The 20,915-nt window shown below is 71.4% G+C and carries 17 protein-coding genes and 3 pseudogenes; 7 read left to right on the top strand and 13 right to left on the bottom strand.

Annotated elements, in window-relative coordinates; translation table 11 throughout:
• Positions 1-22: 22 nt before the first annotated feature.
• Positions 23-1,486: pseudogene (locus tag SACE_RS36550) on the bottom strand (FAD-dependent monooxygenase); the annotation flags it as partial.
• Between SACE_RS36550 and SACE_RS39280 the strand changes: the two are divergent.
• Positions 1,422-1,574, top strand: a complete 153-nt coding sequence (locus SACE_RS39280) for a hypothetical protein (RefSeq protein WP_231850131.1) — start codon at positions 1,422-1,424, stop codon at positions 1,572-1,574. The pseudogene SACE_RS36550 and the gene SACE_RS39280 sit on opposite strands and share 65 nt — an antisense overlap.
• Before the next feature lie 71 nt (positions 1,575-1,645).
• On the opposite strand, the gene SACE_RS17380 is transcribed toward SACE_RS39280, so the two are convergent.
• The 3 genes from SACE_RS17380 to SACE_RS17370 all read right to left on the bottom strand — a co-directional run bounded on the left by SACE_RS17380 (position 1,646) and on the right by SACE_RS17370 (position 4,527).
• Positions 1,646-2,266, bottom strand: coding sequence for an acyl-CoA-like ligand-binding transcription factor (locus tag SACE_RS17380; RefSeq protein ID WP_011874075.1), 621 nt, complete (start codon positions 2,264-2,266; stop codon positions 1,646-1,648).
• A gap of 102 nt (positions 2,267-2,368) precedes the next feature.
• A complete protein-coding gene (locus SACE_RS17375; protein ID WP_009949050.1) occupies positions 2,369-3,205 on the bottom strand; it encodes a nitroreductase/quinone reductase family protein in 837 nt (278 codons plus the stop codon).
• Positions 3,206-3,789: 584 nt separating this feature from the next.
• Positions 3,790-4,527, bottom strand: a complete 738-nt coding sequence (locus SACE_RS17370) for a TetR family transcriptional regulator (RefSeq protein ID WP_011874074.1) — start codon at positions 4,525-4,527, stop codon at positions 3,790-3,792.
• 156 nt (positions 4,528-4,683) lie between these two features.
• Here SACE_RS17370 and SACE_RS17365 point away from each other — a divergent pair, with 156 nt between their 5' ends.
• The 3 genes from SACE_RS17365 to SACE_RS17355 all read left to right on the top strand — a co-directional run bounded on the left by SACE_RS17365 (position 4,684) and on the right by SACE_RS17355 (position 7,874).
• The gene (locus SACE_RS17365; protein WP_011874073.1) at positions 4,684-5,841 is read left to right on the top strand and encodes an acyl-CoA dehydrogenase; all 1,158 of its coding nucleotides are present in this window, start codon (positions 4,684-4,686) and stop codon (positions 5,839-5,841) included.
• A gap of 288 nt (positions 5,842-6,129) precedes the next feature.
• Positions 6,130-7,314: an IS30 family transposase gene (locus tag SACE_RS17360; RefSeq protein ID WP_143538315.1), complete on the top strand. Its 1,185-nt coding sequence runs from the start codon at positions 6,130-6,132 to the stop codon at positions 7,312-7,314.
• A gap of 122 nt (positions 7,315-7,436) precedes the next feature.
• On the top strand, positions 7,437-7,874 hold the full coding sequence (locus SACE_RS17355; protein WP_009942111.1) for a DoxX family protein: 438 nt from the start codon (positions 7,437-7,439) through the stop codon (positions 7,872-7,874).
• Here SACE_RS17355 and SACE_RS17350 read toward each other — a convergent pair.
• Positions 7,871-8,374, bottom strand: coding sequence for a YkvA family protein (locus SACE_RS17350; RefSeq protein ID WP_231850020.1), 504 nt, complete (start codon positions 8,372-8,374; stop codon positions 7,871-7,873). The two genes, SACE_RS17355 and SACE_RS17350, sit on opposite strands and share 4 nt — an antisense overlap.
• 92 nt (positions 8,375-8,466) lie before the next feature.
• Here SACE_RS17350 and murJ point away from each other — a divergent pair, with 92 nt between their 5' ends.
• Positions 8,467-10,104 carry a murein biosynthesis integral membrane protein MurJ gene (murJ, locus tag SACE_RS17345; RefSeq protein WP_009942114.1) on the top strand — a complete coding sequence of 546 codons (1,638 nt, stop codon included), beginning with the start codon at positions 8,467-8,469 and terminating at the stop codon, positions 10,102-10,104.
• A gap of 29 nt (positions 10,105-10,133) precedes the next feature.
• On the opposite strand, the gene SACE_RS17340 is transcribed toward murJ, so the two are convergent.
• Positions 10,134-10,856, bottom strand: coding sequence for a type 1 glutamine amidotransferase (locus SACE_RS17340; protein WP_009942116.1), 723 nt, complete (start codon positions 10,854-10,856; stop codon positions 10,134-10,136).
• Entirely contained in the window at positions 10,853-12,196 is a 1,344-nt protein-coding gene (locus SACE_RS17335) for a DUF1727 domain-containing protein (protein WP_009942118.1), read from the bottom strand. The genes SACE_RS17340 and SACE_RS17335 overlap by 4 nt, the downstream gene beginning before the upstream one ends.
• A gap of 458 nt (positions 12,197-12,654) precedes the next feature.
• Here SACE_RS17335 and SACE_RS36545 point away from each other — a divergent pair, with 458 nt between their 5' ends.
• On the top strand, positions 12,655-12,759 hold the full coding sequence (locus SACE_RS36545) for a DUF2537 domain-containing protein (protein ID WP_009942120.1): 105 nt from the start codon (positions 12,655-12,657) through the stop codon (positions 12,757-12,759).
• An 80-nt stretch (positions 12,760-12,839) separates the two neighbouring features.
• Here SACE_RS36545 and SACE_RS17330 read toward each other — a convergent pair whose 3' ends face one another.
• From SACE_RS17330 to SACE_RS17310, 6 genes and pseudogenes are all read right to left on the bottom strand, one after another.
• Positions 12,840-13,463 (bottom strand): LysM peptidoglycan-binding domain-containing protein, encoded by a 624-nt coding sequence (locus tag SACE_RS17330; protein ID WP_011874070.1) that lies wholly within the window; start codon positions 13,461-13,463, stop codon positions 12,840-12,842.
• A gap of 429 nt (positions 13,464-13,892) precedes the next feature.
• Positions 13,893-14,373: pseudogene (locus tag SACE_RS38740) on the bottom strand (siderophore-interacting protein).
• Between the two features lie 56 nt (positions 14,374-14,429).
• Positions 14,430-14,732, bottom strand: a pseudogene (locus SACE_RS40175) (siderophore-interacting protein); the annotation flags it as partial.
• A gap of 1,000 nt (positions 14,733-15,732) precedes the next feature.
• Entirely contained in the window at positions 15,733-18,054 is a 2,322-nt protein-coding gene (locus SACE_RS17320; RefSeq protein ID WP_009942125.1) for an FtsX-like permease family protein, read from the bottom strand.
• A complete protein-coding gene (locus tag SACE_RS17315; protein WP_009942126.1) occupies positions 18,054-18,764 on the bottom strand; it encodes an ABC transporter ATP-binding protein in 711 nt (236 codons plus the stop codon). Before SACE_RS17315 ends, SACE_RS17320 begins: the two co-directional genes overlap by 1 nt.
• On the bottom strand, positions 18,761-19,285 hold the full coding sequence (locus SACE_RS17310; RefSeq protein ID WP_009942127.1) for a PadR family transcriptional regulator: 525 nt from the start codon (positions 19,283-19,285) through the stop codon (positions 18,761-18,763). The genes SACE_RS17315 and SACE_RS17310 overlap by 4 nt, the downstream gene beginning before the upstream one ends.
• Before the next feature lie 172 nt (positions 19,286-19,457).
• Between SACE_RS17310 and SACE_RS17305 the strand changes: the two genes are divergently transcribed.
• Positions 19,458-20,789, top strand: a complete 1,332-nt coding sequence (locus tag SACE_RS17305) for an acyl-CoA dehydrogenase family protein (RefSeq protein WP_009942129.1) — start codon at positions 19,458-19,460, stop codon at positions 20,787-20,789.
• Positions 20,790-20,915: the final 126 nt, after the last annotated feature.

Here is a 20,915-nt window from a genome sequence, read left to right as displayed (position 1 = left end):
AGCGACCGGCCGGACAGGTGCGGCGAAACCACCGTCGCAGCGCCGCCTGGAGAGCCTCCACCTCAGCGGGACCGGGATGTGGCGACGCCGACGCCACGTAGCAGTCCGGGCGGAGCAACAGCCCGGTCACCTCGGAGGTCGGCGCGCTCGCCGTGACGACGTCCACGTGCTCGCACCGGCCGGACAACACGTCGGCGAGCGCTCCGTCCGCCGTCAGGTCGAGCAGCAGCGGACGCGCGTCCCGCGTCAGCTCCGCGAGCCGGACGCTGCCGGTCGGCGTTGACAGCTCCAGGTCCGGCGCGAACCGGCCCACCAGCGGATGCTGACCGGCCGACCCCATGTCGTAGCGGACGTCGGCACCCGCGGTGAGCTCGGCGAGGCGCTGGACCGTGCCGCGGTCACCGAGAAGCTCGCCGAACAGCTCCCGCAGCGCGGTGACGTCGCCGCCCGGCGCGAGCAACGCCGACTGCGCCTGCGAGTACATGCTCATGCGCCGAGCCGCCAACCGGCGCTCGACGTCGTAGGTGTCCAGCAGGTCCGCCGGGGCGTCGCCGCGAAGCGCGGCGGCGAGCTTCCAGCCGAGGTTGACCCCGTCCTGCATGCCCAGGTTGAGCCCCGGCCCGCCACCGGCGGTGTACACGTGCGCCGCGTCGCCCACCAGGAACACCCGCCGGTCCCGGAAACGTGCGGCGATGCGGGTATTGCCACCGTGCAGCCGGCGCAACACGTACGGCCCGTCACCCGCCGGCGTTTCGAGCGGCACATCCACCCCGAGCACGCGGCGAACGCTCCCCCGCATCTCCCCCATGCTCATAGGCTCGTCGCAGGCAGGCTCGTCCCACTCCTCCGTCGTGACCAACGGCGGCTGCCCCGGCAACGGCGCGTAGGAGAACCCGCCGCGCTCGGTGCGTTGCGGCAGGAACGGCAGCACGCGGCCGTAGCCGGGCACCTCCAAAGCGCCCGTCGCCGGATCCACCCACTCCTTCGGAACCGCGGCGTGGGCACTGCGCCGGGTGGCCCGGTCGTAGGTGACGCCCGGAAAGCCGATCCCGGAACGCTTTCGGGTGATGCTGTGGGCCCCGTCGGCCCCCACGAGATAGCGACCTTCCAGCTCGTACCGCCCGTCCGGCCCCATGACCTCGGCGGTGACCGACTCGTCGTCCTGTGACAGCCCGACCAGCTCGTGGCCTCTGCGGACGTCCACTCCGAGCTCGGCCGAGCGCTCGTCCAGGACCTGCACGATGCGCCGCTGCGGCACCGGCAGGGCGTAGATCGGGCTGTCCTCCAGCAGGCTCAGATCCAGGCCCATCGCGGCGAACATGAAGTAGGCCGAGTTCGGACGCGGCGGCTCCGGACTCCCGCTGAGCCGCTCGTGCAGACCGCGCCGGTCGACCATCCTCACCACCTGCCCCAGTAGGCCGTTGGCCTTCGGCTCCGCACTCGGCTCCGGCAACGCCTCCAGCACCACCGGCCGGACACCGGCCAGGCTCAGCTCGCAGGCCAGCATGAGCCCGTTCGGGCCCCCTCCGGCGATGACGACATCGGCGATCATCGAGGTCCTCTCCACGGCTTAGAAGGGCATGACGCGTACCGGCCCGATCGCACCGGGCCGGGAAGAACCGCTGGTGGAAGCGGGCCGGACGCCCTACGGGACGGGCAGACCGGCCCTGACCCGGTCGAACGCCTCGCGCAGCAGTGCGGTGACCTGCGCGCCCGGTTCGCATTGAAGCCAGTGCTCGGTCGCCACGGCGGTGGCCGAACCGACCGCCGCGGCGACCAGCTTCGGATAGAGATCCTGCTCGGCGTCGGTGCCGGTGCGCTCGGCTACCGCCGCGGCGACCGCGGTCCGCGCGGCGTCGTTGGCCCTGGCCAACTCGCCCTGCAGGGACGGATCCGTGAGCATCAGCCGGATCGCGTCGACCCGCTTGCGCTGCGCGTCGTGGTCGGCCTCCGGTTGCCCCGGCGCGAAGTGGGCGATCACCGCCTCGGTGATGGCGTCCCACAGCGGTTCCTCCGCCGGGCGTCCGCGCAAGTCGTCGGCGATCGCCAGCATCCGGTCGAGGTGCATGCCCGCGATCGCCTCGGCCTTGCTGGAGAAGTAGTTGCGGAAGGTCCGCACGGACACGTCGGCCGCCGCGGCGATGTCCTCGATCGTCACGTTGCCCGCCCCGCGCTCGACGCTCAGCCGGATCGCGGCCGTGCTCAGCGCCAGGCGCGTCTGTCGCTTCTTGCGTTCCCGCAGACCGGCTCGGGGCTCCTCGACCATGACCGCCAACCTAGCACTAGTTGCCTTGAAGGCAAAGATGCCGTTTCGGCAACTTGCTGCGGGGGCGGGTACGGCGGAGCCCACACCCGCAGCCGCAGGCGCTCAGGCGGTAACGGCGTCGAGCACCGGGAGCAGTTGCTCCTCCTCGTAGGCCAAGTGAGCCTTCAGCTCTTCCGCCAGCCGGTCGACCTCGCTCGACGTGCGTTCGCGGTCGGCGTGCTCGCCGGAAACGACCGCCTGCAGTTCCGCGAGCAACGCGGCGAGCCTGCGGTGCTCCTGGTCCAGCCGCGCCAGCGCCGACGCCGACTCGGGATGGCGGTCGCGGACGAGGGGGAAGAGCGCGCCGTCCTCACCGGCGTGGTGGTTGCGCAGGCCCTGGCAGAGCGTCAGGCAGTTCACCCGCAGCTGCGCGCCGATTCGCGGACCCGTCGCCGCGACCTCCCCGCGGATCAGCTCGAGCTCGCGGCGGAACGCATCGTGGGTGCGCCTGAGCGTCTCCCCCAGCGATCCCGCCAACGGGGGCCCGCCCGCGACCGCCTCCAGCGCGACCACCGGGATGACGCGCGTGGTTCCGGCCTGGTACTCGCCCCAGCCGGGCTCGAACTCCACCGCGCGGGCGAAGACCCGATCCCGCTCCGGGCCTTCCAGCACCACCGCGTCCGCCTCGTAGGTGAAGACGCCGTCCTCGACCGTCACGCGCGGGTTGGCCACCACGTTGTGGAACCAGTCCGGATGCCTCGGCGAACCGCCGGCCGACGCGATGACGAGGGTCCGCCCGTCGCCGTCCGGCAGGTAGCCCACCGGCGTGGTGTGCCGGGCACCGGTGCGAGCGCCGGTGGTGGTGAGCAGGAGCAACCGGCCGCCCTCGAACGGGCCGCCGACCCGCCCGCCTCTGGCCCGGAACTCCTCGATGATCTTCAGGTTGAAATCGTTCGGCATGACTGTTGTTCTCCAGCATTCAAGGGCCCGCGAACTGTTCGCGGGCATGACGGAATACCGCCGGCACGGCGGAGGAGATCACCACGGCGCGATCGACCGCGGTGCGCAGGAATCGCGAAATCGCACAGGAAAGCGGAAAGGAAGCCGAAAGCGGCTCCGCTCAGGAGGAGGCTTCGCGCGGACAGGGCGGCAACGGCCGCAGCACAAGGGGAAGAACTCGCGCGAAGTGCGGGAACAGGAGGGCGGACCTCTCGGCCGCCCTGCGATCACGCCGCGGCCGGGTGCCTCTCTCGCTCGTGGCCCATGGCCGACCCGGCAGTCACGTGATCGACTCTAGCGCCGCCGACACGTTCGGGCAACGTGATCGCACGAATCTCCGCATCGCTTACCGAGCACAGTTCTTCCGGCATCCCCAAAGCGAGCAGCAACGGCGCAAACCCACGAAGAGGATTTCGTCGCGTCCTGGCTTTTTGGGTTGCCGGACCGCCGTTGGCTTGTGTTTGTTTTAGTCGACACTGAAACCATAGGGGTTACAAAGCATCACGGGCGCGCAGGCGTAGCCCCGGTTCGACACTGAGTGCCGACTACTTGGAGAGCCCCCGCAGGGCGTCCTCGAGCTGCTGAAGAACCACGCCCGGCGAGGCGCCGGTCCGCACGACGCCGACCACCACGTGCTCGTCGGCTCCGGCGCCGGAGTCCCAAGTGGACGACAACGCCTCCCGGACCTGGCCGAGCGCTTCGCGCAGCGCCGCGGGGGCGTCGACCGCTCCCCCGCTGCGCAGCCACTCGCGCAGCACGTGGTTGTGCACCGCGACGACGGATGCCGCGATCACGGCGGCCCGCAGGTCGCCGTTGTCCTCGGATGCCAGTCGCGACCGCAGGTAGCGGGCGAAGACCCGCTGGTACCTGTCGATGCTGGCGATCTCCTTGTCCCGCAAGGCGGGGACCTGCCGGGTGAGCACGAAGCGCTTCAGCGAGACCTCGGGCTCGGACAGGTACATGTCGAGAACCACCTCGGCGGTGCGGCAGACCACGGTCAGCGGCGGCTCGTCGGGTTCCGCGGCATCGAGCAGCTCCACCACCTCGGCCAGCCGCTCGTCGTGGCCGGGGAACACGACGTCCTCCTTGGACCGGAAGTACCGGAAGAAGGTGCGCCGCCCGACACCGGCCGCGTCGGCGATCTGATCCACAGTGGTCGCCTCGAAGCCCTGCGAGGCGAACAGGTCCATCGCCGCCAGCGCGAGCGCGCTGCGCACCCGGCGCCGCCCGTGGGCGGTCCGCCCCGCCCGTGGCCTGGTGGCCGGAGTCGCTGCCTGGGTCATGGCCAGGATGCTACAGGGGAGGATTGCTCGTGGCACTCAGTGCCGTTAGGATTCCGGGCGCAGCGTGCGCCCACTCGGACGCCATCCCGGCCCGACCGCGCACCGAGCTGGTGAACAAACGAGACCGGCGGCGACGCCGGAGACGGGAGGCGCGTGGTGGATCCGAGCTTCGAGACCTACCGACTGGCCGACGAGCACGATGCCCTTCGCGAAGCGGTCCGGGCGCTGGCCGAGAAGGAGATCGCGCCCTTCGCCGCCGAGGTCGACGAGCAGGAACGCTACCCGCGCGAGGCGCTCGACGCGCTGGTCAAGTCGGGTTTCGCGGCCGTGCACGTGCCGGAGGAGTACGGCGGCCAGGGTGCCGACTCGGTGGCGACCTGCATCGTGATCGAGGAGGTCGCCCGGGTGTGCGCGTCCTCGTCGCTGATCCCGGCGGTGAACAAGCTCGGCACGATGCCGATCATCCTGTCGGGCTCCGAGGAGCTCAAGCACAAGGTGCTGTCCTCGGTCGCCTCCGGTGAGACCACCGCCTCCTACGCGCTGTCGGAGCGCGAGGCCGGCTCGGACGCCGGGGCGATGAAGACCCGCGCCCGCCTCGACGGCGACCACTGGGTGCTCAACGGCACCAAGTGCTGGATCACCAACGGCGGTGTCTCGAAGTGGTACACCGTCATGGCGGTCACCGAGCCGGACAAGGGCGCCAACGGCATCAGCGCGTTCGCGGTGCACGCCGACGACCCCGGGTTCACCGTGGGCCCCAAGGAGAAGAAGCTCGGCATCAAGGGTTCGCCCACCGTCGAGCTGTACTTCGAGGACTGCACCATCCCGGCCGACCGCATCATCGGCGAGCCCGGGACCGGCTTCAAGACCGCGCTGCGCACGCTCGACCACACCAGGCCCACGATCGGCGCGCAGGCCCTCGGCATCGCACAGGGCGCGCTCGACGCCGCGCTGGACTACGTCAAGGAGCGCAAGCAGTTCGGCAAGGCGATCTCGGACTTCCAGGGCGTGCAGTTCATGCTCGCCGACATGGCGATGAAGATCGAGGCGGCCCGGCACATGGTCTACGTGTCGGCCGCCCGCGCCGAACGCGGTGAGGGCAACCTCGGGTTCATCTCGGCCGCGGCGAAGTGCTTCGCCTCCGACGTCGCGATGGAGGTCACCACCGACGCGGTGCAGCTGTTCGGCGGCGCGGGCTACACCCGCGACTTCCCGGTCGAGCGCATGATGCGCGACGCCAAGATCACCCAGATCTACGAGGGCACCAACCAGATCCAGCGGATGGTGATGTCCCGGGCCCTGCTCAAGGGCTGACCGCGGCGACGAGGAGGCCCCGGCCGGCGGGGGTTCTAGCGGTCCTCGCAACACCTGCGACCTGTGGGAGTTGCGAGGACCGTGGCATGTGAGGGTGACCGTGCCGAGCTGAAGCAACGCTTCCTGGACCGGCTTGATGCGGTTGGGAGCGTCACTGTGGCGGCCCGTGAGCTGGGCCTGAACCGGAACACGGCCTTTAGTTGGGCCCGGCAGGCTGGGCGGCGGTCGATTCGGGCGTCGCGTCGACACCCACGGCGCGAGGAGTACGAGCGGTTGCGTGCAGAGGGTGTGGCCCGACGTCGGGCGGCCGAGCGGGTGGGCATCAACGAGCGCACGGCGAAGGACTGGGACTACGGGGTCCGCAAGAGCCGGAACGCGCGGACCTACCCGAACGGGGTTCGTGTCGATTACGCGACGGGCACCAGCACGATCGTCGACGTGAACTCCCCAGCGCCCAAGCTGTCCGCACTGGACAAGCAGTTGCATCCCCGGCTGCTGACCTTGGCAGAGCGGGAGCGGATCCGGGACCTGCGGGCCGAGGGCCACTCACTGCGGGACATCGGGAGCGCGTTGGGGCGCTCAGCCAGCACGATCTTGCGGGAGATCCGCGCGAACTCCACCCACGGCGGCTACCAGCCATATGCGGCCCACCGCGCGGCGGCCGCCCGTCGGCCACGCCCGAAGCAACGCAAGCTGATCGTGCAGGGCCCGTTACGCCAGTTCGTGGCCGATGGCCTGCGCGAGCGCTGGTCACCGGAGCAGATCTGCCACGCTCTAGGCAAGGAGCATCCCGGCGACCAGAGGATGCGAGTGAGCGTGGAGACGATCTACCAGGCGCTGTACTTCCAGGCCCGCGGTGGTCTCAAACGCGAAGTACAGGCCGCGATCCGCACCGGCCGGACCCGCCGCAAGCCACGCCGCAACCCGAACCAGCGCACCGCGCGGTTCATCGACCCGATGGTGATGATCAGCGACCGCCCCGCCGAGGTCGCCGACCGGGCCGTGCCCGGCCACTGGGAGGGAGACTTGATCATTGGCGCTGGCAGCCAGTCCGCGATCGGCACCCTGGTAGAGCGCACCACGCGGTACACCATGCTGGTCCACCTACCGAACGGGCACGACGCCGAAACGGTCCGGGACGGACTCGTAGCGACGATCACAACGCTGCCGAATCACCTCCGTGGCTCGCTGACCTGGGACCAGGGAGCCGAGATGGCCCGCCACAAGCAGTTCACCATGACCACCGACATGCCGGTCTACTTCTGCGACCCGGCCAGTCCCTGGCAGCGCGGTACCAACGAAAACACCAACGGACTGCTGCGCCAGTACTTCCCCAAGGGCACCGACCTCGGCACTTACGGACCCGAGGACCTTGAACACGTCGCCCAACAGCTCAACGGGCGACCACGCAAAACGCTCGGCTGGGACTCCCCAGCCGAGCGCCTCGCTATGCTCCTGACCAAAGCCAGTTGACCATCTGTGTTGCGACGACCCCTTGAATCCGCCGAACCCGGGGCCGCTTCGTTCGGGGTGCTGCTCAGCGCACGTGCCACCACACTTGTGGTGCTCGCGTTTCACCCACTGGGGAGGCAGCCATGAACGTCGTTCGCGATCTCTTCGCGTTCCTGGCCCGGCTCGCCATCGGCGTCATCTTCATCGCCCACGGGTCGCAGAAGTTCTTCGTCATGGGCATGGACATGGTCGTCCAGGGCTTCGGGCAGGCAGGCATCCCGCTGGCCCCGGTCTCGGCCTGGTTCAACGCCCTGGTCGAACTGGTAGGCGGCATCCTGTTCATCCTGGGCCTGTTCCTGCCGGTGGTGGGGGTGTTGCTGGCCCTCAACATGCTGGGCGCCCTGGTGCTGGTGCACCTGCCCTACGGCCTGTTCCTGCCGGAGGGGTTCGAGTACGTGCTGACGCTGCTGGTCACCGTGCTCGCGCTCGGCTTCAACGGCGGGCGCTGGACGCTGGACCAGCTCGTCTTCGCCCGCCGGACCCGTCAGCCCGCGCCCGAGCCGGCCTCGCCCGAGGTCTAGCCCGGGCGGCGCTCGACCTGTTCGCGCTGCCTGCCCAGGTAGTTGCCCGACTCGGCGTAGAGGCTGCTGAGCAGCCACGCCCCCACCCCGATGTCGTCGCCGATGCCGATCAGCGGCAGGAACTCGGGGATGAAATCGACCGGCGAGACCAGGTAAACCGCCGCTACCAGCCACAGCACCGCCTGGTAGCGGGGCACTGCGGGGTTCCGGCCGCGCCACGCCTCACCGATCATCGCGGGCACCGCGCGCACGCGCGCCACGGGCCCGCCGGCGGCCGCGCCACCGCCGGCCGCCCGGCGCAGCGGCGCGAGCCTGCGGCGCGCGGTGGCGACCGCACCGGCGATGACGATGCCGATCCCGGCGGCGATCAGCCCGGGCGGCAGCAGCCACCAGCTCCCGGCCGGGTCGCCGAGACCCGCGGCGTAGGCCACCAGCCCCACCACGACGAGCACCACCCCGAAGACAACCATCTCGACCTCCGCGCTCCAGCGTCGTCCCACCGCCACCCTGCCACGCCGGGGCGGGTGCGTGTCCGCCGAAGCGCGCGGCGACCGGTTTCGTGGCACGGTCGACAAGCGGCGACGACTGGAGGATGGGGGCGAGCGTGGTCGAGCAGGCCGAGTCCCGGGCGCGCGGCCAGTCGCTGGCCCGGGCCAGCGGAACCATGGCGCTTGCCACCGCCGTCAGCCGGGTCAGCGGACTGGCCTCGAAGGTGCTGCTGGTGGCCGTGCTGGGCCTGGGCGTGGTCAACGACTCCTACACCGTGGCCAACACCCTGCCGACCGTGGTCAACGAGCTGCTGCTGGGCGGGGTGCTGACCAGCATCGCGGTTCCGCTGCTGGTGCGGGCTCAGCAGGAGGGCACCGAGCAGGGCGAGTCCTACGCGCAGTGGATGGTCACCATGGGAGTGGTGCTGCTCGGCACCGCGACCGTGCTCGCCGTGGCCGCCGCTCCCCTGCTCACCGAGCTCTACCTCGGCTCGGACACCCGCGCCAACGCCGCGCTGACCACGGCCTTCGCCTACCTGGTGCTGCCCGGGATCGTCTTCTACGGCCTCTCTGCGCTGCTGTCGGCGGTGCTCAACGTCCGCGAGGTCTTCGGCATCCCCGCGTGGGCTCCGGTGGTCAACAACCTGGTCGTGATCGCCACCCTGGGCGTGTACGCGGTGGTGCCGGGCGAGATCTCGGCGCACCCGGTGCGCATGGGCGAGGCGAAGCTGCTGGTGCTGGGCATCGGCACGGTCGCGGGCATCGCGGCGCAGAGCCTGGTCATGGTGCTCGCGCTGCGACGCGGCGGTTTCCGCTTCCGGTGGCGCTGGGGCTGGGACCGCCGCCTCTCCGAGTTCGCGGGACTGGCGTTCTGGGTCGTGCTCTACACCGCGATCAGCCAGGCCGGGATGGTGGTGATCACCAGGGTCACCGGGCAGGGCACCGAAGGCAGCGTCGCGACCTTCAACTACGCGTGGCTGCTGTCGCAGGTGCCCTACGGCGTGCTCGGAGTCTCGCTGCTCACCGCCCTGATGCCGCGGCTCAGCCGCGCGGTCGCCGACGGGCGCACCCGCGACTTCGTCGACGACCTCTCCCTCGGAGTGCGCATGAGCGCGGTCCTGCTCATGCCGGTGAGCGCGCTCATGGTCGTGGCGGGCGGCGCGATCGGCGTCGCGCTGTTCTCCACCGGTGCCGCAGGCGTGGAGGCCGCCGGCCGGCTCGGCGTCACCCTCGGTGCGCTCGCGCTGGGCATCGTGCCGTTCGCGATCACGATGCTCCAGCTCCGCGCGTTCTACGCGATGAAGGACGCCCGCACGCCTGCCTGGATCAACGTGGTCATGGTGCTGTTCCGCAGCGTGCTCTGCTACGTCTTCCTGGCGGTGGTGGGACCGGAGGCGCTGGTCACCGGCGTCGCGCTGGCGATGTCGCTGAGCTTCGTCGTAGGCGCGGTCGTCGGCCAGGTGTGGCTGCACCTGCGGGTCGGCAGGCTCGGCACGATGCGCACCCTCGGCGGTGTCCTGCGCGCCCTCGTGGCCTCGGCGGCCGGATGCGGATGCGCAGTCCTGGCCGCCGCGGCCATGAGCGGGGTCGTGGCCGCGGCCGGACCCGTGGGCGGCGCGTGGCTGACGCTGGGCGTGCAGGCGGTCATCGTCCTCGCGGTCGGATTCGGCCTGCTGGCGCTGTTCCGCGCGCCCGAGCTCGCCCCGGCGCTGGCCCGGCTGCGCCGCCTGGTCCGCCGCTAGCGACCGCGCGCGGGCGGCGGACCAGGCGACTACTTGCGGGCCCGTGCGGGCGGTCGCGTGCGCTCGGCGCGCAACGCCTCCAGCACCGGCAGTTCGGGCAGTTCCGGCAGCGGCCGGCCGACGGCCCACTCCAGGAGCAGATCGGCAAGCGTCGGGTTGCGCGCCAGCACCGGCCCGTGCAGGTAGGTGCAGACCACGCGCCCCGTCACCGCCCCCTCGGCGTCGTCGTGCCCGTTCCCGGTCCCCCGAAGGACCCTGCCCAGCGGGCTCGACCCGCTGCCGAGCACCGTGCGGCCGAGGTGGTTCTCGAAGCCGGTCAGCATGCCCACGCCGTCGATCGTCGACTCCGTGCTCACCTCACCGATGGCGCGCCCCTGCCCCGGGCTCGTCACCGCGTCGACCAGCCCCAGACCGTCGTGGCGCACCCCGTCGCCGGTGGTGAACTCCGTCCCGAGCACCTGCAGCCCGCCGCAGATGCCCAGCACCGGAGCCCCGCGCTCGACGGCTCGCCGCAGCCCCTTGCCGCGGTTGAGGAAGCGCACGGCCGCCTGCTGGGCGACGTCCTCTCCCCCGCCGATCACGTAGAGGTCGCACGATGACGGAAGCTGCTCCGACGACGAGAGGATGGTGACCGTCTCGGTCGCGATCCCCCGCCACCGCAGCCGCTTCTCCAGCACGAGCACGTTGCCGCGGTCCCCGTAGGTGCCCAGCAGGTCCGGCAGGACCAGCGCGATCCGCAAAGCCTCCGTCATGCCCCCACGCTCCTCGCGAACAGGTCCCGGAACGCCGTGTAGTTGGCGATGACGTCGGGCACGTCGCCGCCCTCGGGAGGCAGGCCCTCCTCGACGCTGCCCGCGACCCGGCACCGCACACCCGCGTAATGCAGCCGGACGGCCAGGTCCAGCGCGCGCTCACCGGTCACCGCCACCACGCGGCCGCGCAGCGACTCGAAGTCGATGTCCCACAGCCACGACACGTCGTGCCCGTCTGCCTCGCGGCTGTTCACCGACAGCACCAGCGGCCGTTCGTGGGCCGAGACCAGGTCGAGCATCTCCAGCCAGCTCGCCGGGTTCTTGGCCAACAGCAACCGCACCGTGCGGCCGGAAAGCGCGACCGTGCTGTAGCGGCCGCTGGCCTGGTGCACCCGGGAGATGCGCTCCAGCGCCGGTGCCAGCTCGCAGCCGCTCTCCAGCGCCGCCGCCAGCGCGAACGCGGCGTTGATGCGGTTGACGTGGCCGGGCAGGTTCAGCGACAGCGACCGCATCCGCCCGTCCGGGCCGCGCAGGCCGCAGTCGGTGACCGTCCAGTGCGCGTCCGGCCGCGTGAGCCCGCACGCGCACCGCCACTCCTGGTCGCCGTCGCCGAGGTGGGCTCCGCAGCGCGGGCAGTTGACCGCGTCGTCCTTCCAGCGCGCCCCGCCCGAGACCCAGGTGACGTTGGGGTGGTCGAACGCGGCGGAGACGATGTTGGGGTCGTCCCGGTTGGCGACCACGTGCGCCTCGGGCGCCTGCGCCAGCGCACGGCGCAGGCTCGCCTCGACGGTGCGGATCTCGCCGACGCGGTCGAGCTGGTCCCGGCTGAGGTTCAGCAGGACGATCACGGCGGGGCCGAAGCGCTCGGTGACCTGCGCCAGGTGCAGCTCGTCGACCTCCAGCGCCGCGAACGGGGCGTCGAGGTGGGTCATCAGCGCGGCGACGTGGCCGTCGAGCATGTTGGCGCCGGTGGCGTTGCTGACGGCGGGCGCGCGCGAACGCAGCGCCTCGGCCACCATCTGCGTCGTCGTGGTCTTGCCGTTGGTTCCGGTGACCATCACGACCCGGCGTCCGATCGCGAGCTTCTGCAGCGCCTTGGGCTGCAGGCCCAGTGCCAGCCTGCCGCCGATCATGCCGCCGCTGCCCATGCCGAGCCGCCGGGACATCGCCGCCGCGATCCTGCCGAGATCCACCGCCAGCGCGGTCCGGGGATCGTTGCGGTGGAACCGCACGGGACGTCGCACCAGGGGCGGCGCGACGAGCTGCCACCGCTGGTCGGTGGCAGTGCTCTCCGACGGGTCCGCGGCCGTGCTCCCGCGGCCCCACGTGGTTTCTGTCATTCAGCCCTCCCCTTGGCGGGCGGTGCCGCCGGTGCGCGTTGTGGCTGCGCGGGCGCACGGTTCGGCACCGCCGCCCGATGGACTGATCTGGCGCGCGTCGCGTTGCCGTCAGTGTGGCCCGGCAGGCGCGTATTAGCCCGCCGAAAGCAAGTCCGATCCAGCCGACACGCGGGCGATCGCCCGGTCAGATAGCTATTGCAGCCCTTGGGGTCTCTTTCGATCTACGAAGCGTTAGGAGAATTCCCCTGACTACTTTCCGCATTCATACCGAGACCCGCTGCTGATCGCAGCTCAACGCACTGATCACGGCTGTGCGCGGCGAGTGAACTCACAACGCGGAACACTCGTCCGGGTTCAATGACCCTGCACGCACAGCGATCAACGACCGCGCAATTCAGGCTCGGGAGCACAGGACGCCGGGTCGGGAAGCCCGACCGCTCCGGAGGGAGGGACCGCCCGTGACCGAGCTGGTGCTGCTGCTGATGTCGGTCATCGTAGCGGGAGGGGTCGCCTGGACGGTTTGGGACATCCGCAGCGATCTGCGGCGGCACCGACCCAAGTAGGGCGAGAAGAAGAGGGACCCCGCCGGAGAGAGGCTGGCGGGGTCCCTCGTCGCACCCGGTCGCGCGGACCGGGTGAGCAATCACCGGATGTCGAGCTGCTGACCCGGGAAGATCAGATTCGGGTCGCTGACGACGTCCTGGTTGTTCTGGTGGACCGACTGCCAGCTCACGCCGAACTTCTCGGCGATCTTGCCGAGGGTGTCGCCGACCTGGACGGTGTAGTCGTCGCCGGTGGCGGTGCTCGGCTTCGGCGCCGGCTTGGTGGTCTTCTTCTCGGAGTCGTCGTCGGCCTGCGCCGAACCGGAACCGGAGACGTCCTGGTTCTCCAGCGCGCCGGAAATCAGGCCGGCCTTCTTCGAGCACACCGGCCACGCGCCCGGGCCCTGCGCCTGCAGGACGCGCTCGGCCACGGCGATCTGCTGCTCGCGGGTCGCGTTCGCGGCGTTGGAGGCGTACTGGTTGCCGCCGTAGGCGGCCCAGGTCGAGGCGCTGAACTGCAGACCGCCGTAGTAGCCGTTGCCGTTGTTGATCTGCCAGTTGCCGGTGCTCTCGCACTGCGCGACGGCGTCCCAGGTGGACTCCGACGCCGCGTTGGCCGGGAGGGCGACGGCGAACGGGGCCGCGATCACGGCGCCGGTCAGCGCGACCCGCGCGACGTTGCGGCCGGTGCCGGCCGTGCGGTGCTTGCCTCGGTAGCGAGCCATGTGCGTTCTCCAGCCCCGCCTGCAGGACGGCTCCGGCGTGTGTCCACGGGCGTCCGACCGGGCCTGGCCCGGGACGCCACCACGTCGGGGTCGGTTGTCCTGGCCCTGCCCGGTGCCTGTTCGTCGGGGGCGGGAAGCCCGCGGGGCAGGGCGCGGCGCGGCGGGCTTCCGGTTTCGCTTCGCCGGTTTCGGGGACCGACGGGGCGACACGCTACGTAGCGAAACCGCGCGTACAAAACCGTGCCGGAGTGGCCATCGTCATAGAAACACGACGAAGATCGCTGCGATTCAGACGAATTCGCTGGTCAATTCCTGATCGGCCGAACATGGATCTCGAGAAAGCCGATCACTCACGGTGAGATTTGAGCCACGACATAACTCGACCGTGTATCACTCTGCGTTTTCACGCGAATTCGATCAGTTCCGGGATCAGTTCGCGGGGAGGTCCCCGCGAACACCGCGACGCCAGTAGCCCATGAACGTGATCGACTCGCGGTCGAAGCCGCACTCGCCGAGCAGGTGACGCCGCGTCGCGGTCACCATGTCGCGCTCCCCCGCGATCCAGCAGTACGCGCCGGGAGCGGGCCGCGGCCCGGAGCGCGTCGGCCACGAGCACACCGGGCGCCTCGCAGCCCAGCCTCGGCAGCCACTGCACGCGGGCATCGGCGGCGGTCGGGATCGAGAGCACGTCGCCGGAGTCGGGCACCTCGGCGAAGACCTCGGCGCGCACCCCGGACGGCAGCGCCTCCAGGATGCTCGCGATCGCCGGGAGCGCCGTCTCGTCGCCCACGAGCAGGGTCCGCTCCCCCAGCCGGTCGAAGTCGTACTCCACGCCGGCGAAGCGCCTCCCGTGCGGATGTTCGGCGTTCGGCGCGTACACCGCGATGCGGTCGCCGACGCGGGCGCGCATGCCGAACGACGAGCCGGGACCGATGTCGCGTGCAGGACGAAGTCGACGTCGAACTCGCGCTGCTCCGGACGGTGCGCGCGCAGCGTGTAGGTGCGCAGGTGCGGCCGCAGGCCGTCCGGCAGCGCACGAAGCGCCTGGAACGGCTGCTCACCTCCGGGCAGCACCAGGTCCTGCCCCGGCAGCGGGAAGACCAGCTTGATCCGCTGGTCGAGCCCACCGGTGGCCATGGCGCCCAGTTCCGCCCCGCCGAAGGTGATCCGCGCGAGGTTGGTGCCGAGCCGCCGCACACCGGTCACCTCGACCGGGAACAGCCTGAACGCCGTGGAGGTCTTCGGCCGCGGCTGGGTCTGGATGGTCATGCGCGGGCTCCGGCTTCGTTCACGGGAAAGGCTCGGCGGACCGGACGGAGCAAGCGCGCCGACCGGCCGATACCTTGATCAACAAAAGGTAGCCTAGCCTAACCAACCCTCATCCGCGCAAGTGCTTCCCGGATCGAGTGACCGAACACTCCCAACGCTGGAACACATCGACACAGCGGCGGAGCGGGGAAAGCCGCCGTCACAGCGCTGCGGCGTGACGGGCGCATACACAGCGGACACGTGAACAGCGGGCACGCACAGCGGACGCGCGAGGCGGAGCAAGCCGACGGCGCGGAGGTAGCCGACGGGGCGGACGCCCGGCGGCGCAGCGGAAGCCGGCGTGGAGGACGGAACGCGGAGGAAGCGGCTGGCGGCCGCGCCGCTCACCAGCCCGCCGGTCACGCAGGGCCCGCCGACCCGCCCCGTCGCCGGAACTCCCCAGCGGGCGGATTCCGCTCAGCGGCGTCTCTCCCACCGGACTGGCCGCGCGGTGACATCGACCACTCCCGTTACCCGTCGCCCCGCCGCGCTCTCCGTCGATGCATCGCGCGCTCCGTCGGCTCCCCCGGCTCACCGTCGATGTGTTCCGCTATCGGCCAGCCCGCAAGGTCTCACTGGCCTACCCCGCTAGCCGCCGGGTTGCCGCGCTATCGGCCGATCTCCCCGCTAACGGGCGCTTATCCGCCGCTCCCCGCTAGCTGTCGGGCCGCCGCGCCATCCGCTATCCCCCGTTGACCGCAGTTTCGGCAGCGCGTGCCCTTTGAGACGTGCCAGCGCGCCCGGCACCGCGTGCCGCCCACGTTCCGAGAGCCCGCACGCCGCACCCCGGCCGCCGCCGCGCGCCTCCTCGTCCCCCACGCCGCGAGCCGGGCTTCCTGGCTCGACTCCGTGCTTCACGCAACCGGAAGCCCTTCTCCCAATAGGACTGATTTCACTCGTCGCTGAAGCAATAGTCGCTATTGCTTCAGCGACGAGCTGTCCCCCCTCACCCCGCACTTCCCTACTCCGTGCGCAGGCCCTCCGGGTGCATCGCCCGGCCGAGTGCCGGGAGGGTCAGGGCCGTGACCACGGCCACCGCCGCGACCGCGATGCCGAGCAGACCGGCCAGGCCCGGCAGGTCGAACGCGACCCGGCTCGGCTCCAGCACCAGCAGCACCAGGCCGCCGAGCAACGCGCCGACCACCAGCGCCACGACCACCGCCGCGAGCATCGGCAACGCGTTCTGCAACAGCGCCGACCAGGCCAGCGTCCGGCGTTGCACGCCGACGGCCGCCAGCACCGCCATCTGCCTGCGCCGCTGCTGGATCTGCTCGGCGGCGGACACGAACAGGCTGCACCCGATGAGCGCGAAGGTGACCAGCGCGCCGAGCAGCAGCCCGTACCGGATCAGGTCGAAGGCACCGGACTGCGCCGTGTCCGGCCCCTCGCCGCGCGTCACCGACCAGCCGACCAGATGCGCGGCGGCGACGTTGCGGACGTGCTCGACGGTGTCCGGCGAGGAGTCCTCCCCGAGCCGGACGGCGATGTTGACCGATCGCGCCGACACGGGTATCCCTTCCGCGGCTTTCGGGGTGAGCAGGAACCCCGCGGAGCCGGATCCATCCGCGAGGGGGCCGACCTGCCGGATGCCGGCCGGAGTCGTCCAGGTCGTCGCCCGCTCCCCGATGAAGCCCGGTTCGACGCGCATCGGGGTCCCCGCCGCCGGAGCCGGTGCCTGGTCGGTGCCGCTGCTGTAGAAGATGTCCCCGTCCTGGCAGGAACCGACCGCGGCCTTCCTGGCCAGCACGGCGCAGTCGGCGATGAGCGCACCGTGGTAGGGCGCCTGCGGATCCTCGCCCTGGGTTAGCGAGCTGGAGGAGACGGGCTCGACGCCGACGACTCCGGGCACCGCGGACAGCGCCCGGCCAGTGGCTCCGGCCGGGTCGACGGGGATGTCGCGAGCCTGCGAGCCGTTGACCGAGAGCGTCGACGGGTCCGCGGGCGCGCTCCGCCGCACTTCGGTGGCTTCCATGCTCGCCAGGACCGTCTGCAGCCCGATCACCCCGGTCAGCACCACCGCGATGGCGCTGACCGACCGGGCCGCCGAACCACTGCTGAGCTGGAGGCCGCGCACGGCGAGCTGGCCGGGGAGCGAGCCGCCCCGGAGCCTGCCCACGACCCGCTCGAACACCCACGCCAGCACCAGCGGCACTCCGACCAGGATGAGCACGACCGCGGTCACGAACATCAGCTCCCGCTCGTCGCCCGCGCCTTGGCGGACGGCGAGCATCAGGGCGGTGCCCAGCACGATCGGCACGAGACGCCAGAGCAGGCGGCGGCGACCGGCTGGGGTGCGTCGCACGACGCTCAGCGGTTCGATGATCGTGCCGCGCATCGCCATGATCGCGGTGACGACCGCGACCAGCGGTACGCCCGCGGTGACCGCGGCGGCATACCACAACTCCGGCCGGATGTCGGAGCTGAACACGGTGAAGCCGACAACCTCGACCCCGCCGGCGGCCAGTCGTCCGGCCAGGAAGATCCCCCAGCCGAGCACGACCCCCGCCAGGGCCCCCGCGAGCGCCTCGCCCGCGGCGATGCGGCGCACCTGCCTGCGGCTGGAGCCGACCAGCCGCAGGGCGGCCAGCCTGCGCTCCCGGGCCGACTCGGCCAGCCGCGCCGTCGACGCCACGAATACGACCACGGGCACCAGCAGGGCGCTCACCCCGAGAGCGAGGACCATCCACTGCTCGCTGTCGAGTCCCAGGCGCGACGGCGACGACTCGCCGAAGTGGTCGCGGATCACCGACACCGACATGCTCTCTTGCAGCAACCGGTCCGAACCCGCGTAGTAGAACAGCTCGTCCGGTGAGACCAGCGCTTCCTGTCCGACCACTCCGGTGACCGCCCCGGGCAGTCGCGGACGCAGCAGCTCACCGCCGGGGCCGTCGAGGAGGGCCTTCAGCGCGGGTGATACCAGCACCTCTCCCGGCGCCGGGTTGCCGGCGATCCCGGGCGGGTGCGGCGCTCCCGGCCGCTGCGGGTCGACGACGACGCCCACCACCTGGCGCCCGTCGAACACATCCGACTTGTCGACCGCCAGGACAGCCGCGCCCGCGATCGCGGCCGGGTCCTGGACGTACACCTGGCCGCTCCTGGCCTCCTGCCGCGTCCGCCGCTCGTCGTCGACGTGCTGCACCGACGACGCCAACAGCAGCACCGCCACGCCGAGGCCGATGCCCACCGCGGTGAGCGCCAGCCTGCCCCACGGCGTGCGGCCGCCCCCGACCGACAGCCGCACGCCGAAGGCCAGGTCGGCCACCCAGTTGCGGATCGTGCGCATCAGACCAGCTCCCGCGCCTTGGTCCGGCCGTCGCGGATGACGACCTCGCCGTCGGCGTAGGCGGCGACCCGGGGTTCGTGGGTGACCAGGACGACCGCGGCGCCGGTGTTGCGGGCGGCGTCGGAGAGCAGCCGCATGACGTGCTCACCGCCCTCGGAGTCCAGTGCACCGGTCGGCTCGTCGGCGAAGATCACCGAGGGGTTGCCGACCAGGGCGCGCGCCAGCGCGGCCCGCTGGCCCTGACCGCCGGAGACCTCTCCCGGCCGCTGGCCGGCGATCGCGGCGATCTCCAGCTTCTCCAGCCACTCCGCGGCCTGCCGCTCGGCGCGGCGGCGGCCGACGCCGGACAGGCGCAGCGGCAGTGCCACGTTCTCGGCGACCGTGAGCTCGGGTACGAGCTGGCCGAACTGGAAGACGAATCCGAAGTCGCCGCGGCGCAGCTCGCTGCGCTCCTCGTCGGAGGCCCGCGCCAGGTCGCGGCCGCGGTAGCGCACCTCGCCCTTCTCGGGCACCAGGATCCCGGCCAGGCAGTGCAGGAGCGTGGACTTCCCCGAGCCGGACGAGCCCATCACCGCGACCATCTCGCCTGCGGTCACCGCCAGCCCCGCACCGCGCAGCGCCGGAGTGGCCCCGAACGACAGGTGCAGGTCGGAAGCGGTCAGCAGGATCTCGGTACCCGGGGACCGGTCGGTCCGCGAGTCACCCGTCATGAGGGAACCTCCTTGGTGAGTCGACCGAGGCGCCGCACGGCGACTTCGAGCCACCGCAGGTCCGCCTCGAGGTGGAAGAGCGCGAAGTCCAGGACGAGCTGCTCGCCCGGTTCGGCCTCGTTCTTGCGCCGCGTGAGGTCGCGCATGACCTCCAGGTGCGCCTGCCGCTGGGAGTCGAGGACCTCGGTGGCGTCCCGGCCGGAGAGCATCGCCAGCACGAGCTTGGTGTAGAGCGTGTTCTGCAGGCTGGCGACCGGTTTCTCCGGCGTGGCCAGCCATTCCTCGACCTTGCGCACACCCGCGTCGGTGATCGAGTAGCGCTTGCGTTCCGGCCCCTCGCCCGACTCGACTCCCTCGACGGCCACCAGACCGTCCCGCAGCAGCCGGGAGAGGGTCGAGTACACCTGCCCGTAGGCCAGCGACTTGGCGTGGCCGAAGCGCTCGTCGTAGGCGCGCTTGAGGTCGTACCCGTGGCGCGAGCCGCCTTCCAGCAACCCGAGCAAGGTGTGACCGATCGACATGCCGGCGACTATACACACGGTCTATACACCGAGTACATACACTTGAAGAATAGTGCGCCGACCTGCACTTGTACCGTTCGGATCAACATTCTGCGCCCCACCTTGGCGCCTTACCTACTCCTGAGTAGCATTACTTGCAAGTAAAGTGTTGTTCGAGTTCCGGAGGACGCCGATGAGCGGGAAGAACCTGAGCGGCCAGCGCTCGGGACGTGACGCGATCGGGTACGCGCTCGCCGCGCTCAACCGGTTCGCCGGCAACCGCGTCGTGGACCGGTTGGGCCTGCGCAAGCCCGCCGAGCGGGTGATGTTCGAGACCACCAAGGCCGGTTTCCGCACCGTGGGCGCCGCGAGCCGCTCGTTCAAGGCGGTCCGGCGCGGCGGCAAGCCGGCCCGCCTCCCCGCCGCGCCCCGGCAGGACCTGTTCGACCTCACTCCGACCGACGAGCAGGAGATGATCCGGCAGACGGTCCGGGAGTTCGCCGCCGAGAAGCTGCGCCCGGCGGCCGCCGACGCCGACACCAAGTGCGCGCCGCCCGACGGGCTGCTCCAGCAGGCCGCCGAGCTCGGCGTCACGCTCGTCGGGATTCCCGGCGAGGCGGGCGGCATCGGCGACGAACGCTCCGCGGTGACCGGCGTGCTGGTGGCCGAGGCGATGGCGCACGGCGACATGGGCCTGGCGGTGTCGTGCCTGGCGCCCTCGGCGGTGAGCACCGCGCTGGTCGCCTGGGGCGACGAGACGCAACAGGCGCAGTACCTGCCCTCGTTCGTCGGTGACGACGTCCCCGCGGCCGCACTGGCCGTGCTCGAGCCGCGCCCGCTGTTCGACCCCTTCGACCTGCGCACGCGCGCTCGCCGCACGGGCGGCGGCTTCGTGCTGGACGGGGTCAAGTCGCTGGTGCCGCGCGCGGCGGACGCGGAGCTGTTCGTCGTGGCCGCCGAGCTCGACGGCGCGCCCCGGCTGTTCCTGGTGGAGTCCGGCACCGCGGGGCTGTCGATCGAGGCCGAGCCGTCGATGGGGCTGCGCGGTGCGGCCATGGGCCGCGTCGTGCTCGACGGCGTGCACCTGCCCGCGACGGCGCTGCTGGGCGAGCGCGAGTCCTATGTGGAGTGCGTCCGCTCGGCTCGGATCGCGTGGTGCGCGCTGGCGGTCGGAACCGGGCAGGCGGTGCTGGACTACGTCATCCCCTACGTCAACGACCGGGTCGCCTTCGGCGAGCCGATCAGCCACCGCCAGGGCGTCGCGTTCAGGGTCGCCGACATCGCCACCGAGCTGGAGGGCATGCGGCTGGCGACCTACCGCGCCGCGAGCCGCGCCGAACAGGGGCTGCCGCACGCACGCGAGACCGCGCTCGCCCGCCGCCTGTGCGCCGCCAAGGGCATGGCCATCGGCAGCGACGGCGTCCAGCTGCTCGGCGGCCACGGCTTCGTCAAGGAACACCCCGTCGAACGCTGGTACCGCGACCTCCGCGCCATCGGCGTGGCGGAGGGAATCGTGATGGTTTGAGGCTCCAGATGGAGCCTCAAACGGCGCTCCGCACCATCCGCCGCAGGCGGATCCACTGAGCCTCCCCTCCCCGAAACGGATGCCCTCCCCGCAGGCGGATCCACTGGCCCCGCGGCCGATGGCGCT

Origin of the sequence: Saccharopolyspora erythraea NRRL 2338 (genome assembly GCF_000062885.1) — a bacterium.
Lineage (GTDB): Bacteria > Actinomycetota > Actinomycetes > Mycobacteriales > Pseudonocardiaceae > Saccharopolyspora_D > Saccharopolyspora_D erythraea.
Note: the sequence above shows the minus strand (reverse complement) of the source record. Positions and strands in the feature narration are given on the sequence as shown.